The following is a 14,483-nucleotide window of genomic DNA, read 5'->3' as shown; positions in this document are numbered from 1 at the left end:
GCTGGAAGATCGAGCTGATCGAAGCTCAGAACCCGGACTGGCGAGACCTCTATGACGAGATCGTGTAGCGCTGGCGGGTCGTAGCGAGCCGGTGCCTTGGATTCCTGCTTTCGCGGGAATGACAGATTGCGTCCCTTTCGGCCATGGGGCCTCGGCCTGACAGTACTCAGTACTGTCAGACTGGTGAGGATTTGCCCGGTCGGCTGCACGTTACCCACAGATTTGACGCACACCCACCCGGCACCTAAGCGGCCAACCTCGTTTGACCCGACTAGCCTAGCTGGATACAAACGTCTGGTTTCCTGGCACGTATGCGAATCCTACTGGCGCCGGTTGTCATTCTTGCCATGGTTTGGGTGCCGGGTGTCAGCCTGCGGCTTCTGTTACGGTCCGAGGACGGGGCATCCGAACACCGGCTTTTCGAGGAGCTACTCCTCGGCACCGCCGCGGTGTCATGGGTTGCTTTGCTTCTCACTGAGTTCCACGTTTTTCACCTCCTCCACTTGCTGGCGGCCCTGGCCGGCTTGTCTCTGGTCGCCGCACTGGGCCGCCGCCACCGCCCCGGCCGCTACGGGCGCGCCGATGCGGCGGGCGTTGGCGTCGTGCTGCTGGCCGTGGTGTGGTCTGCGCCACCGTTCGATACCCTGCTCTATGGCTCCGACTCTTCCGTATACCAAGCCGGTGGCATCCACCTGGCGCAGACCGGGCAATTGGAATTCATCGATCCGTCAACCCAGATGCTCTCGCCACGGCAGCAGGCCTGGCTGCTCCCAAGCCTGTCGGCGGACGGGGTATCGCCACCGTACTGGCGACTGACCGGTGGCTTCACGCTGGCGGAGCGAACCTCGCCAGCGGTTCTCCCTGCCTTTCACCATCTGTTCATGGTGTGGACAGCCATCTGCGTGGCTGTTGGCGGCCTGGCTGCCGCTCCTTGGGCGGTGACCCTGTTCGCGGCGCTTGCGCTTTGGGCCGTCTACCGTCTCGCTGCCGACCTCGATGGCTCGGCTGCGGGCGTCGTCTGCGTCTTGCTCCTCATGAGCCTGGCGCCCCAACATTGGTACAGCCGCTTCCCAATGCCGGAGGTGCCGGCGCAATTCTTTCTGTGGGCCGCGCTTGGTTCATTTGTGGCGTGGCAGCGCTCCGCTAGCGTGCGACACGCCGCGCTTGCTGGGGTCGGTCTCGGAATCTGCGGGCTGATGCGCGCCGAGCAACTACCGCTGCTGGCCCTTCCGCTTGCGTGCTCGCTGCTCTTTTTCCGGCGTACGGTTCCCTTGAAGCAATGGGCGGTTCTTCTCGCTACCGCTGGCGGGCTGTGGTTGCACGCCGCCGTCCATCTCGCGACTTACAGAACCCACTACTTCGGCTTCTTCAAGGATTTCGCCGCCGAGCAATGGCGAGCGACCGGCACCCATGCCCCTGTGGTGGTGTTGGTGCTTGCGCTTCCGCTAGTCGGCTACTGGCTCGCGCGAAGAAAGCGCGTGCAAACGGCGCGCGCCATTTCCGTTGCCAGCGCAGCTGGCGCTATGTTGCTCGGCAGTTGGTTGCTGTTGCGTAACGGGATGTCGGAAATCGGACCGAACGTAACTTACCTCACTTACTACCTTGGCCTACCGCTGCTGCTGGCCTCATTGGTTGGCGCCTACCTGCTTCGCGACAAGCCGGCCTTGGGCCTGTTTTCGCTGACGCTCTTGGTTGCTACCGTCCATGTCATCGGGGATCCCCACGCGCAGCCCGTCCCGCTTTGGGTCGCTAGGCGCTTCGTGCCTATGGTGCTTCCAGGGTGCGCGGTTCTTGCCGCCGTGGCGCTTACTGCGCTGCGGACTTCGAGGCGGGTCCTTGGTGCAGTCGCCGTGGGCGTCTGCACGCTGACTCCGCTGCAGCGGCTCCTTCCACTTGCGGCCCATTCGCTCTATCCTCCGGCCGCCGGACACGTGCAAGCCGTCGCGGCTTTGTTGCCGAGCGATGCGGTATTGCTGGTCAACTACACCGGGCTCGTTCCGACCCACATGCAGGCCGCTCTCTGGGCAATCGCCGGAACACCATCGTATGTTCTCGATCCGGGTCGAACTAGGGACATGGCGGGACTCGTGCAGAGCTTGTCCCCGCGGCCGGTCTACTGCCTGACGGCGCAGCAAGCACCGGCGCCACCGATGGAAGGACTCTCGGCATCGCCGGTTGGTAGCTATGAGTTCTGGTTTCCGGCCGCCGACTTCGAGCGATATCGCCAGAGAGTGGCCATAAGGCAGGAGACCCGAATTAACGTGTACCGGTTGGATCGGTCGCGAAAAAAAAGGGGGAGCGGCGGACTAGCCGCCGCTCCCCCCAGCTAACAGGACGGGATCTTTCGTTTAGCGGATGATACCGGGCCGCCCGATCACGTCGAGTGACGGGCTCTCAACTAGCTCAGCCGAGAGGATCTCGATGTTCCTACCGGTGGCCACCCGGGTAACCTCCGCGCCGGGTCCGATACAGGTGCCAAGGTCCGTCCGCTGGATGCAAACACCACTACTGGTGCACGTCGTCGCCGGGCAGGTCACGTTGTAATCGATATACGTGAGCAGCGGCGCCGAGCGGGTGCTCGAGCGAACCGTAAAACGCAGCCGCACTGCCTGGCTCGACGGGAAGCCACTGCCGATCAACAGCACGCGGTTGCTCGTCCGGCTGACCATGACCCTGGCCATCCTAAAGGTCTTGGTTGACTCAGCGGAAGACGCGCAAACCTGAACCCCAGAGATGATGGTGGAGAACGGTGTCACCGGGCACTCGTCGTACGCCTGCACCAACCACGAAGTGTAGTTCACCGACAGCATGCTCGGATTGGGAATGACGCCTTTCACGGCCATCGGAACCACGAAAGCTGCCGTCGCCACCGCTGCGGCCGCCAGCCTGCCAATTCTGCGCCTCATCATAACGTTGCCTCCTTTTCAAGAAATCTGCCTTGCCCCATGTGAAGTTGCCCCCGTGCGGCCACCGCTCTATCCAGATGGCGACGGCGCACGTGCCCGGTGCTGCCCTCTGACTCTCACGATACTCTGTTCCTGCTTTCGCATTGGTGCCGATTATCGACCGAGCGCGTGAACTTTGTCAAGAAAAAACTGACGTGCAACAATCAGCTGCAATGTCAATCACTTACGCGAATTAACGAGATTGCCGGGCCTCTGCGCTAGCGCGCGAGAGGCGGCAAGCTGCTGGGCAGCCTGCTTGCTCGAGCCTTCTCCCAGCGCAACCACGCCGCCGCCGAACTCGACTGCAACAACAAACTGCCGCGCGTGGTCGGGACCAGAGGTCTCGATCAGCCGGTACTTCGGTGTAGTACCAAGCTCCGCCTGCACAAGTTCTTGCAACCGCGTCTTGAAGTCGGCTTCGTCCGACACATCCTCGCCCAACTCGGCGGCGAAATGCTCCTCCACCAGCTCGCGGGCCGCGCCGTAGCCACCGTCGAGCAGGGCTGCACCGATTACGGACTCGTACACGGCAGCAAGAATAGACACCTTACCTCGGCCTCCGGTTTTTTCCTCACCGTGCCCCAGTCTAAGTGCGGCATCGAGACCAAGCGCACGGGCTTTGGCTGCCAACGACGAAGTGCGCACGCAGGCGGCGCGCGCCAAGGACAAGCGGCCCTCGCTCCAGTCTGGATGGCGGACTAAGAGCAGCTCCGCAACCGCCAGCGCCAGAGCGGCGTCGCCGAGAAATTCCAGCCGCTCGCTCGCGCACGGCTGGGTGACGCGCGGCACCGAGGAATGGGTAAGCGCCTGGCGCAGCAGATCGAAGTCGCGAAAGACGTATCCGATCCGTGCTTGCACGCCCCGGGCTGCCTCTTCCGCTTTCGACTGCGATTCCTGACCGCGTCTACGCAATGTCTCCCTCCACGACGGCTCCGCGTACCGCTGTGACTCTCACGCTAACCTCATGGTTCGGTGCGGGGCCACTTCCCGGTACCAGGACCCTCACATAGTTGCGAGAGTATCCACTAACCGGCGCAGCACCAGCCTCCAGCAATACCCGCAGTTGGCAGCCGGCCAGAGATGACGCGAACGCGGCCCGCTTGCGCTCCCCCAATCTGCGTAATCGTCGCGCGCGTGCGGCGACCACGGGCTTCGGCAGGTGCCCGGCCAGCTTCGCCGCTGTCGTGCCGGCGCGCCGCGAATACGGGAAAACGTGAAAGTAGGTGAATGGCAGACTGTCCAGCAGCGCCGAGGTGCGCTCGAACTCCAGTTCGGTCTCGCCCGGGAATCCCGCAATCAGATCCGTACCGATTCCGGCATCGGGCAACTGGAGTCGGACTTCGGCGAGCACGTCGCGCACCAGGCGCGTGTCATAGCGGCGGCGCATCCGTTGGAGCACGGCATCGTCTCCGGCTTGCACCGGCACGTGAAGATGCGGGCAAACGCGGTCGCTGCGCCGCATTATTTCCAGCAAGCGCGGCGAAACCTCCGGCGGGTCAACCGAGCTTAGCCGAATGCGCGCGAGGCGGGCGCGCTCGGCAACCATCTCGACCAACTCAGCCAGCCCCATCTGTGGTCGCAGATCGTGCCCGTAGCCGCCCAGATGAATGCCCGCGAGCACCACCTCTTGAAAACCGCAATCGGCAAGCTTGTCCAGCTCCGCCAAGATCGCACGCGGCGGCACACTGCGGCTGCGCCCCCGCGACCACGGCACAACACAGAAGGTGCAGAACTGATCACAGCCGTCCTGTACCTTGAGAAAAGCGCGCGTACGGCCGCTGAAGACCTCCGCCCCCAATAGCGGCGGGCCCTCGGCCTGGCGCAAGTTGTCCACCAGTACTTGCGCCTGCTTCGGCCCGAATTCCCCGCGCACGGCCCGCACCAGCTCGTCACGGCGATTGAGCCCGATGGCGAAATCGACCCCGTCAACTGCGGCTACCCCTTGGGGATTCGCCTGCACGTAACAGCCCGTCATCACTACGCGGGCAGACGGGTTCCAGCGCTTGACTCGCCGCAACAACTGCCGGCTTTCCCAGTCGGCGCGATCGGTAACGGTGCAGGTGTTGACGATGTATACGTCCGCTCCGGCTTCAAACGGCACCAGCGAATGGCCGTCGCGCCCCAGCTCGCTTGCCAGCGCCGCCGAATCGTACTGATTCACCTTGCAGCCCAGCGTGGTAATCGCCACCTTCATTGCTGCTCTACGCTGCTACCGCCGACGACTTTGGCATAACGCGCTCAATCCAACCGCCGCCGACAACGCGCGCGCCGTCGTACAACACCGCCGCCTGTCCCGGTGTCACCGCCGCTAGCCCGTCGCGTGCACTGACGCTGAAGCGCGCGTCGCTAACCTCCTCCACCCGCACCGCTACCGGCTCAAAGCGCGAGCGGATCTTGACCTGCAAGCTCGCTCCGCGACTGGGCCGGCGCCCGCTGGTCCAAACCACTTGCGTCGCCGTCAGCCCGCCGGCTCGGGTGGCCGAGCGCGAGCCCACCCGCACGATGCCCTGCTGTGCATCAATGTCCGTAACGTACAGCGGCCGTCCGGCATTGAGCCGCAAGCCACGACGTTGCCCGATGGTAAACTGGTGGACGCCGTCGTGCTCCCCAACAACCTGGCCATCCTCATCCACTATCATTCCGCGAGTGAGCTGCGGCGCCCGCTGCGCGACGAACGAGACGTGCTCTCGCCTCGGCGCAAAGCACACCTCCTGGCTTTCCGGCTTCTCGGCCACCGGCAATGCCAAGGCGCCGGCACGCGAGCGCACCTCCCGTTTCGTCAACTCGCCGATGGGGAAGAGGCAGTGCGCCAGCACCGGCGGCGGCACGGCAAACAGGAAGTACGACTGGTCCTTGGCCACATCTGTTGCCTGCCACAGCTGCGGCACACCGTGCTCATCACGCACAACCCGAGCGTAGTGGCCGCTAGCAATCCATCTCGCTCCCAGCTCCTGCGCCCGGGCCCAGAGGGCGCCGAACTTGACGAACTGATTGCAGCGCACGCACGGGTTCGGCGTGCGCCCGGCGAGGTACTCGCTCACAAACGGGGTGACGACGCTGGTCTCGAACTGCGGGCGAAAATCCATGACGTAGAACGCGATGCCGAGCTGCCCCGCCACCCGGCGTGCATCGACGAAGTCATCGAGTGAGCAGCAGCCGCTGGCGGTCATGCCCGCTTCCCCCGCCCACAGCCGCATCGCCACACCTATGACCTCGTAGCCCTGCTCGAGCAGCAGCGCCGCCGCCAGCGAGCTATCAACCCCGCCGCTCATCCCGACGACAACCCGAGCTGCCTTAGGCATGGGCGGCCTCCCGCCCTCGCACGGCACGTATGCGGGCGACGCACATCGCCACCAGCTCCGCGGCACGCTCAATCTCCGCGCTGGTGGTGCCCCGGCCCAGACTGAACCGCAGCCCGTCACGCGCGTCATCTTCGGCGATGCCAATCGCTCGCAGCACATGTGAGACCTCGGCGGCGCCAGCCGCACACGCCGAACCGGTCGAGACCGCCACTCCTTCCAGGTCGAGGGCTGCCACCAGTGCCTCGCCCCGCATCGCCGCGACCCGTACGTTCAGCGTATTAGGCAAGCATCCCACCGGCGGGCTGTTGCGGCTGAGCCCTCCGACACTTGCGGCCAGCCGCTGCCAGAGCCGCTCGCGCAAACCCGCAATGGTCTCGCCGGCAGCTACGCCCGACGCTGCCAGCTGACAGGCGGCGCCGAAGCCGACGATGCCGGCGACATTCTCGGTTCCGGCGCGCAACCCGCGCTCCTGCGGCCCGCCCAGCAGGCGCGGCTCGATCCGGACACCCCCGCGAACCCACAGGGCACCGACGCCCTTGGGCCCGCCGATCTTGTGCCCCGACAGCGACATGAGGTCCGCCGGCGCCACCGCCACCGCGATCTTGCCGAAAGCCTGCACCGCATCGATGTGCAGCAACACCCCGGCCGCGCGGCACAGAGCGCTCACCTCCGCCACCGGCGCGATCGTGCCGATCTCGTTGTTCGCCCAACCGATGCTGACCAGCGCTACCGGCTCGCTGAGGCAGCGGCGCAGGTCATCGACATCAATCCGCCCCGCACCGTCGACGCGCAGTTCGCGCACCCGCCGGCCGGCGTGCTTGAGCGCCGCAATCGGCTGCAGCACCGAGGAGTGCTCGATCGGTGTCGTCACGATCGCGCCTTCCCGGCTCGCCGCTGCGCCCTGGATCGCTAGATTGCTGGCCTCGGTTCCACCGCTAGTGAAGACGATCTCGCTCGCCCCTGCAGCGACTGCGGCCGCCACCTGCACCCGAGCCGTTTCGACGGCCACTCGGGCACGAGCCCCTAGCCGGTGCGCGCTCGAGGGGTTGCCGAACTCGTCGCCGAGATGAGGCATCATCGCCGCGCGTACTTCAGGGTGCAGCGGCGTGGTGGCGTTGTAATCCAGGTAAATCACAGTCTGTCCGCCGGCAGCTGACGGCGGCAGCGGCTCAAAATTCTTGCCGCTGCACCCGGCCGCCGACACGCTCTCGGCTAGTCGGCGCCCTGCCCGATCTTGGGCTGACGGCGGTGGCGCTTGGCGTCCTTGTATAGCTTGTACTCCATGCTATCGACGAGCGCCTGCCAGCTGGCCTCGATCACGTTGTGCGACACCCCCACCGTGCCCCAGCGCTCGTGCTCGTCGCCCGACTCGATCAAGACCCGAACGGTCGCCGCCGTGCCGGTGCCGGAACTGAGCACGCGAACCTTGTAATCGAGCAGCTTCATTTGCTCGATCTGCGGGTAGAACTTGCCCAGCGCCTTGCGCAGCGCCGTATCCAGGGCGTTGACCGGGCCGTTGCCCTGCGCCGCGGTGTGCTCAACGGTGCCGTCCGGCCCCTCGATCATGATGGTCGCTTCGGCCAGCGGAGCCTCGTTCTCGCTACGCTTCTCGTCGATGACGCGGAAGCCGATCAGGCGGAAATAGCGCACGCGCTGGTTGAGGCCTTTCTGCAGCAGCAGCTCGAACGAGGCCTCGGCGCCTTCGAACTGAAAGCCCTGGTGCTCCAGCTCCTTGAGTTCGTTCAGCACCCGGCGCACATTGGGATCGCTGCTGGCGAGGTCGATGCCGAACTCCTGCGCCTTGAAGGCAATATTGGCCCGCCCCGAGAGGTCCGACACCAGCACGCGCTGCTGGTTGCCGACTACGGCCGGGTCGATGTGCTCGTAGGTAAGCGGGTTCTTCTGCACCGCCGCAACGTGTACGCCGCCCTTGTGGGCGAAGGCACTGACGCCCACGTACGGCTGCCGCTTGTGCGGCTCCAGATTGGCCAGCTCGTAAACAAAGCGCGACAGCTCTTGCAGCCGCCGCAGCTGGCCCGGGCTCACCACCCGGGTCCCCATCTTCAGTTGCAGGTTAGCAATGACCGAGCACAGGTTGACATTGCCACAGCGCTCGCCGATCCCGTTGATCGTGCCCTGCACCTGCACCGCCCCGTGCTGCACCGCGATCAGGCTGTTGGCCACCGCCAGCTCGGAGTCGTTGTGGCAGTGGATGCCGATGGGCGTTGCCACCGCCGCCCGCACGGCCTCGACCCCTTGCGCAATCCCCTCGGGGAGCCGGCCACCGTTGGTGTCGCAGAGGCACAACAAGTCGGCGCCGCCGTCGGCGGCGGCGCGTACACACTCGATGGCGTACTCCGGGTTGGCGCTGTAGCCGTCGAAAAAGTGCTCGGCGTCGAAGATGACTTGATCGACGCGGCGCTTGAGATAACTCACGGTGTCGTTGATCACTTCCAAGTTGGCGGCCTTCGAGATGCGCAGGTCGTCCCGAACGTGCAGGTCCCAGGTCTTGCCGAAGATCGTCACCACCGGCGTCTCGGCGCGCAGCAGCATGGCCAGATTGGCATCGTGGGCGGCCTTGACGTTGGCGCGGCGCGTCGCCCCGAACGCCACCAGGCGGGCGTGGTGCAGAGTGAGGCTCTTGGCCTCGCCGAAGAACGCCTCGTCGCGCGGGTTGGAACCGGGCCAGCCGCCCTCGATGTAATCGATGCCGAACTCATCGAGTCGCTCGGCGATGCGCAACTTGTCTGCCAACGTGAAGGCAACGTCCTCAGCCTGCGTGCCATCGCGCAGGGTGGTGTCGTAGATCTGAATATGGCGGTCGCGCGTCACGGCTGAGCCTCCGCCGCCAGGCCCGGCTCGACGAACGTCTGGTGCAGCACGCGCACCGCCAGCTCGGCATACTTGGCGTCGATGACCACGGAAATCTTGATCTCCGAAGTCGAGATCATTTGGATATTGATGCCTTCGGCCGCCAGCACTTCGAACATCTTGCCCGCCACCCCAGCGTGACTGCGCATACCCAGGCCGACGATCGAGACCTTGGCAACCTCGGTGGCGTGCGCCACTCCCGCAGCGCCGATCTCCTGCGCCAAGCTGTTCACGATGCTCAAGGCGTGCTGGAAATCGGCGCGCGGCACCGTGAAGGTCAGGTCGGTAAACCCTTCCGCACTAGCGTTCTGGATAATCATGTCGACCACGATGTTGGCCGCCGCCAGCGGGCCGAACACGCGCGCCGCCAACCCCGGCCGATCCGGTACTCGGATCAGCGTGATCTTGGTTTCATCGCGGTCTACGGTCACCCCTGAGACCAACACGTCTTCCATGCCCTGATCCTCCGGCACCACCCAAGTGCCCGCAACGTCAGAGAAGCTCGAGCGCACGTGCAGCGGCACTTGGTAGCGCTTGGCGAATTCCACCGAACGGATCTGCAGCACCTTAGCCCCGAGACTGGCCAGCTCGAGCATTTCGTCGAAGGAAATGCGCTCGAGCTTGCGCGCTCCCGGGCAGATGCGCGGATCGGTGGTGTAAACGCCATCGACGTCGGTGTAGATTTCACAAACATCCGCCTTCAATGCCGCGGCGACGGCCACGGCCGTGGTGTCACTGCCGCCGCGCCCGAGTGTGGTGATGTTATCCGCGGCGTCCACGCCTTGGAAGCCGGCGACCACCGCCACCTTGCCCTCGTCGACCACGCGCAGCAGGTTGTCGGCATCGATGCGCTGGATGCGCGCCCGGCCGAACGCGCTGTCGGTCTCTATGCGGATCTGGTGCCCGACAAACGACTGGGCCGGCTGTCCGAGATCACGCAGCGCCATCGCCAGCAACGCCACCGCGCTCTGCTCACCGGTGGCCAGCAGCACATCGACCTCGCGCGCCTGTGGATCGGGCGACACCTCGCGCGCCAACGCCAGCAGGCGATTGGTCTCGCCGGCCATGGCCGAGACCGTCACGATTACCCGGTTGCCCGCCGCCCGAGTTGCCGCTACCCGCCGCGCCACCCCACGGATACGCTCGGGGCTACCCACAGACGTTCCGCCGTACTTCTGTACAATCAACTTCATGGCTCTAGGCGCTCACCGCTCTGAGCAGCGGATCATAGCCAACCCCGTGCGCCGCCGCCACTATGTGGCGCTGCTGCTCGTCCACAAACGTGAGCGTGATCTCGATGTAGTCCTGTAAGGGCTCGCCCAGCCGCTCGAACCACTCGACCGCACAAACGCCCTCGCCGTACAGATACTCCCGCAACGCCAGGCGATCGAGTTCCCCCGGCGCCAGGCGAAACAGGTCGATGTGATAAAGCGGTAGCCGGCCGCCGCGATACTCGTTGACGAGCGTGAACGACGGGCTGCGCACGCGGTCGGGATCAACGCCCAGTCCAGCCGCCAACCCGCGCACCAGCGCGGTCTTGCCGGCACCCAACTCGCCGCGCAGGCCGAGCAGCTCACCGCCGCGGCAGTTCTCGGCCAAGCGCCGGCCGAGCGCGTAGGTCTCGTCCTCGCAGTGCGTGACGCACTGCCGCTGCTTGTCCGATTCCATCACAAGCCAAGCTGTATCTGACCAAAGCCGCACCGTCCAGGCGCAGCCGCCCCAGCCGGCCAAAGCCGTCGCCGCAGAAGCGCTAGTCCGAACACCAGCGGCAGCAACTGGAGCTGTCGAGCGCCGGCCGCTGGTGTCCGGCGGCGACTGCTAGTACACGATCACGCTGCGCGCGACCTCACCCTTCTCCATCGCCTCGAAGGCCGCGTTGACGTCCTCGAGCTTGATGCGGCGCGAGATCAGCTCGTCGATCTTAAGCTTCTTCTGCATGTACAACTCGAGCAGCTTGGGGATGTCGCGGCGCATATTCGCCGAGCCGTAAAGCGAGCCGACCAGCGACTTCTCCTCCAGCGCGATCATCGCCCCGGGGATGCTCACATCTTGACCCATGGCGGGCACGCCGACGATCACCGCTTTGCCCCCGCGCTTGAGGGCCATGAACGACTGCAAGATCACCTCCGCTACCCCGATGACCTCGAAGGAGTAGTCGACCCCGAGCCCGTCGGTCAGGCTGCGGACCGCATCGACCCCATCCGTCGCCCGTGCGTTGACCGTGTGGGTAGCCCCGAACTGCTTCGCCCACTGGAGCTTCTGGTCGACCAGATCGACGGCGATGATCTTCGACGCCCCGCGCAGGGCGGCGCCTTGGATGACGTTGAGGCCGACCCCGCCGCAGCCGAACACGGCAACCGTGTCCTGCGGTCGCAGGTTGACTGTGTTGATGGCCGCACCGACACCGGTCATCACGCCGCAGCCCACCAGGCAGGCGCGATCCAGCGGCACATCGTCAGGGATCTTGATCGCGGCCGTCGCGCGCACGATGGTGCGCTCGGCAAACGACCCGACGCCGGCCATGCGGCAAATGTTCACGCCGTCCTTCTCGTAAACGTATTCGAGGCCTTCCATGACCCCGCGCACGTTGGCATCACACAAATGGAGCTGCCCCGCAACGCAGAAGTGGCAACGGCCACAGTTCTCGACCCACGACAGCACCACGTGGTCGCCGACCTTGAGGCCGGTGACGCCCTTGCCGACTTCCTCGATAATTCCGGCGCCTTCATGCCCCGGAATCACCGGTGGCGGAAACGGTAGCTTCCCTTTCACCACCGAAAGGTCTGAATGGCAGACGCCACTGGCGACCACTTTGACGACGACCTCGTCGGCGCGCGGCTCCTTGAGTTTGACCGAATCAATAGTGAGCGGCTCCCCGAATCCGTACAAGACAGCAGCTTTGACCATAGGTTCCTCCCAGGTAAACAAGGTTCATTCCCGCGCCGCCGGCACGAGTGCAGCTACGTATGCCCAATGCGCCGGCAGCGTCAAGCGGCCCTCACCAAATCCGGCGTTAGGGTTTCCAAGAGTTGCGCAAGCCCTTGTGGTCAGCGGCCCAATGCGCTGCATCTACGCGACCCTGCGAATTCTCCGGCGGCCGTGCCTGGCCTGGCCCGGCGATGCTTAGCGCCGGGAGAGAATGGGCCGCCCGAGACTCGAACTCGGGACCCGCTGATTAAGAGTCTCATCCTGCCCATTTTTCTTGATTACGACCATTGACGCCTGATGGCGCTGAAACCCTTGTGCCGCAAGGCTTAGACGTGTATCTAGCACGCCATGGGTAGCGACGGATGATGCCGGATTGTGCTCCCAACTGCTTACATAGTGCTTACACGGCGAACCTGCTGATTTTTGCTTACACGGTGCCGACACGACCCGCTGACGGGAGGGCTGGCGCATCATGCGGCTGACGAAACGGGCGATCGAGGCGGTGCAGGCGAGTGGCCGGCAGCACTTCGCATGGGACTCCGAGTTGCGCGGATTCGGACTGCGCGTGCTGCCCACGGGCGTCAAGGCCTACGTCGTGCAGTACCGCTTCGGCAACCGCACGCACCGACTAACGCTCGGGCGCCATGGCGTGCTGACGGTCGAGCAAGCGCGCGTGCTGGCGCAAGACGCGCTGGCGTCCGTTTGCAAGGGCATCGACCCGGCCGCGCGGCGGCAGCACGCGCGCAAAGCCGAGACCGTGCTGCAACTGGCCGAGCGCTACCGCGAGTACCACATGCGCGTGCACAAGAAGCCGTCGAGCATCCGCGCGGATGAAGTGATCCTCAAGACCCGCATTCTGCCGGCGCTCAGCAAGCGCAAGGTGGTAGACGTGACACGGGCCGACGTGCAGGGACTACACCATGGCATGAAGAACACGCCGTACCACGCAAACCGAACGCTGGCGCTGCTGTCGAAGATGATGAACTTGGCGGAGCGCTGGGGCCTCCGACCCGACGGCACGAACCCATGCCGGCACATTGAGCGCTACCGAGAGAAGAAGCGGCAACGGTTCCTTTCGGCCGTTGAGCTGGCCGAGCTGGGCAAGGTGCTCGCGGAAGTCGAGCGCGAGCGGGTGGAATGGCACGGCGTGGTACCGGCGCTGCGGCTGCTGATCTTCACCGGCGCACGTGTTTCGGAAATCCTGACGTCGCGCTGGGAGTGGGTGGACTTCGAGCGACAATGCTTGAACCTGCCCGACTCCAAGACGGGTGAGAAGGTGATTCACCTGAACGCGCCGGCGCTCAAGGTGCTGGCCGACATCAAGCCGGACCCGAAGGACCCCGACAACCCGCACGTGATCCGCGGGCGATTGAAGGGCACGTGCCTGGTGAACCTGAAGGACCCATGGCGGCGCCTCCGCAAGCGCGCGAAGATTGCGGACGTGCGCGTGCACGACCTCCGGCATTCGTTCGCGGCGGTGGCGGCCGGCGCGGGTTCGAGCCTGCCTATCATCGGCGCTCTGCTCGGGCACACGCAACCGCAAACGACCGCGCGGTATGCTCACCTTGCGGCCGACCCTCTGAAGGCCGCGAACGAAGCCGTGGGCGCGCGCATCGAGGCGGCGATGGCGCCCGAGCGCAAGCGGCCGAACGTGGTTGCCCTCAAGCGAATGCCGAACTGAAGACTGACAGAAGCCCGCGAAGTGGTGCCGGCTACAGCGGCATCGCAACGGCAATACCCGAACCGGCGGGAGCCGTGAGCACGACACCGTAGGTGACGCACTCCGCTCCTAGTGCGTCACAATTAGATTGACACTGCCCCCGACTAGTGCCATGGTCTCACACTATGACACACGAAGCAGCACCACTACTAACCGAGACCGAGCTAGCTGAGCGCATCCGGATAGCCGTCCCGACTTTGCGGCGGTGGCGATGGAGCGGTGATGGGCCGCCGTTCGTTCGTGTAGGGCGGTGCGTCCGCTACGACCCCGCACACGTGCGCACGTGGCTCGATGAGCGCACCCGGCGGAGCACCAGCGACACAGGTGCGGGCGCGGCATGACCGCAGCCGAGATCGCCGACGCGATCGGGGGGCACCGTAGCGGTGGCGGCTGGCTGGTGCGCTGTCCCGCCCATGACGACCGCACGCCCTCACTAAGTGTGACAGAGCGCGACGGGCGGCTACTCGTGCGCTGTCATGCGGGGTGTAACCAGTCGGTGGTGATCGAAGCGCTGCGCGCGCGCGGGCTCTGGCCGGACGCGGCGCGCGGCAGCACGGCGCGGGCGAAGCGCGATGGTGCGCCGGCGCGTGGGCACGCCGACGCACGCAGCGGGGCAGAGCCGCGAGTCATTCTGCCTGTGCCGGAGAGCGCGCCGGCGCCGGTGCTCCGGCATCGAGAGCACGGTGTTGCGTCGCAGCACTGGATCTACCGCGACGC

The 14,483-nt window shown here is 65.4% G+C and carries 13 protein-coding genes; 4 read left to right on the top strand and 9 right to left on the bottom strand.

Going from position 1 to position 14,483, the window contains the following annotated elements:
- Positions 1–311: 311 nt before the first annotated feature.
- Complete coding sequence (locus tag HY699_06035; GenBank protein MBI4515360.1) at positions 312–2,330, top strand: hypothetical protein; 2,019 nt, start codon at positions 312–314, stop codon at positions 2,328–2,330.
- An 18-nt stretch (positions 2,331–2,348) separates the two neighbouring features.
- On the opposite strand, the gene HY699_06030 is transcribed toward HY699_06035, so the two are convergent.
- The 9 genes from HY699_06030 to HY699_05990 form a co-directional block, all read right to left on the bottom strand.
- Positions 2,349–2,909 (bottom strand): hypothetical protein, encoded by a 561-nt coding sequence (locus HY699_06030; protein ID MBI4515359.1) that lies wholly within the window; start codon positions 2,907–2,909, stop codon positions 2,349–2,351.
- Between the two features lie 216 nt (positions 2,910–3,125).
- Positions 3,126–3,803, bottom strand: a complete 678-nt coding sequence (gene rnc, locus HY699_06025; GenBank protein ID MBI4515358.1) for a ribonuclease III — start codon at positions 3,801–3,803, stop codon at positions 3,126–3,128.
- Positions 3,804–3,849: 46 nt separating this feature from the next.
- Positions 3,850–5,139 (bottom strand): tRNA (N(6)-L-threonylcarbamoyladenosine(37)-C(2))-methylthiotransferase MtaB, encoded by a 1,290-nt coding sequence (mtaB, locus tag HY699_06020; GenBank protein ID MBI4515357.1) that lies wholly within the window; start codon positions 5,137–5,139, stop codon positions 3,850–3,852.
- A 7-nt stretch (positions 5,140–5,146) separates the two neighbouring features.
- Positions 5,147–6,247, bottom strand: a complete 1,101-nt coding sequence (gene mnmA / locus HY699_06015) for a tRNA 2-thiouridine(34) synthase MnmA (protein MBI4515356.1) — start codon at positions 6,245–6,247, stop codon at positions 5,147–5,149.
- A complete protein-coding gene (locus tag HY699_06010; GenBank protein MBI4515355.1) occupies positions 6,240–7,412 on the bottom strand; it encodes a cysteine desulfurase in 1,173 nt (390 codons plus the stop codon). The genes mnmA and HY699_06010 overlap by 8 nt, the downstream gene beginning before the upstream one ends.
- A 47-nt stretch (positions 7,413–7,459) precedes the next feature.
- Positions 7,460–9,061, bottom strand: coding sequence for a citramalate synthase (locus HY699_06005; GenBank protein MBI4515354.1), 1,602 nt, complete (start codon positions 9,059–9,061; stop codon positions 7,460–7,462).
- A gap of 14 nt (positions 9,062–9,075) precedes the next feature.
- The gene (locus HY699_06000) at positions 9,076–10,311 is read right to left on the bottom strand and encodes an aspartate kinase (GenBank protein ID MBI4515353.1); all 1,236 of its coding nucleotides are present in this window, start codon (positions 10,309–10,311) and stop codon (positions 9,076–9,078) included.
- 4 nt (positions 10,312–10,315) lie between these two features.
- On the bottom strand, positions 10,316–10,786 hold the full coding sequence (tsaE, locus tag HY699_05995; protein MBI4515352.1) for a tRNA (adenosine(37)-N6)-threonylcarbamoyltransferase complex ATPase subunit type 1 TsaE: 471 nt from the start codon (positions 10,784–10,786) through the stop codon (positions 10,316–10,318).
- A 150-nt stretch (positions 10,787–10,936) separates the two neighbouring features.
- Positions 10,937–12,025, bottom strand: a complete 1,089-nt coding sequence (locus HY699_05990; protein ID MBI4515351.1) for a Zn-dependent alcohol dehydrogenase — start codon at positions 12,023–12,025, stop codon at positions 10,937–10,939.
- Positions 12,026–12,515: 490 nt separating this feature from the next.
- On the opposite strand from HY699_05990, the gene HY699_05985 reads away from it, so the two are divergent.
- From HY699_05985 to HY699_05975, 3 genes are all read left to right on the top strand, one after another.
- Positions 12,516–13,727, top strand: a complete 1,212-nt coding sequence (locus tag HY699_05985; GenBank protein ID MBI4515350.1) for a tyrosine-type recombinase/integrase — start codon at positions 12,516–12,518, stop codon at positions 13,725–13,727.
- A gap of 164 nt (positions 13,728–13,891) precedes the next feature.
- Entirely contained in the window at positions 13,892–14,107 is a 216-nt protein-coding gene (locus HY699_05980; GenBank protein ID MBI4515349.1) for a helix-turn-helix domain-containing protein, read from the top strand.
- On the top strand, positions 14,104–14,483 hold a 380-nt coding region (locus tag HY699_05975), incomplete at its 3' end, for a hypothetical protein (protein ID MBI4515348.1). The genes HY699_05980 and HY699_05975, both read left to right, overlap by 4 nt.

This window comes from Deltaproteobacteria bacterium, assembly GCA_016210005.1.
Classification (GTDB): domain Bacteria; phylum Desulfobacterota; class Binatia; order HRBIN30; family JACQVA1; genus JACQVA1.
Note: the sequence above shows the minus strand (reverse complement) of the source record. Positions and strands in the feature narration are given on the sequence as shown.

Bases quoted from the DNA above. Each gene is read 5' to 3' on its own strand.
- HY699_06035 (MBI4515360.1), top strand. From the start codon at position 312: ATGCGAATCCTACTGGCGCCGGTTGTCATTCTTGCCATGGTTTGGGTG.
- HY699_05990 (MBI4515351.1), bottom strand. From the start codon at position 12,025: ATGGTCAAAGCTGCTGTCTTGTACGGATTCGGGGAGCCGCTCACTATT.
- mtaB (MBI4515357.1), bottom strand. From the start codon at position 5,139: ATGAAGGTGGCGATTACCACGCTGGGCTGCAAGGTGAATCAGTACGAT.
- mnmA (MBI4515356.1), bottom strand. From the start codon at position 6,247: ATGCCTAAGGCAGCTCGGGTTGTCGTCGGGATGAGCGGCGGGGTTGAT.
- HY699_06000 (MBI4515353.1), bottom strand. From the start codon at position 10,311: ATGAAGTTGATTGTACAGAAGTACGGCGGAACGTCTGTGGGTAGCCCC.
- tsaE (MBI4515352.1), bottom strand. From the start codon at position 10,786: ATGGAATCGGACAAGCAGCGGCAGTGCGTCACGCACTGCGAGGACGAG.
- HY699_06030 (MBI4515359.1), bottom strand. From the start codon at position 2,909: ATGATGAGGCGCAGAATTGGCAGGCTGGCGGCCGCAGCGGTGGCGACG.
- HY699_05980 (MBI4515349.1), top strand. From the start codon at position 13,892: ATGACACACGAAGCAGCACCACTACTAACCGAGACCGAGCTAGCTGAG.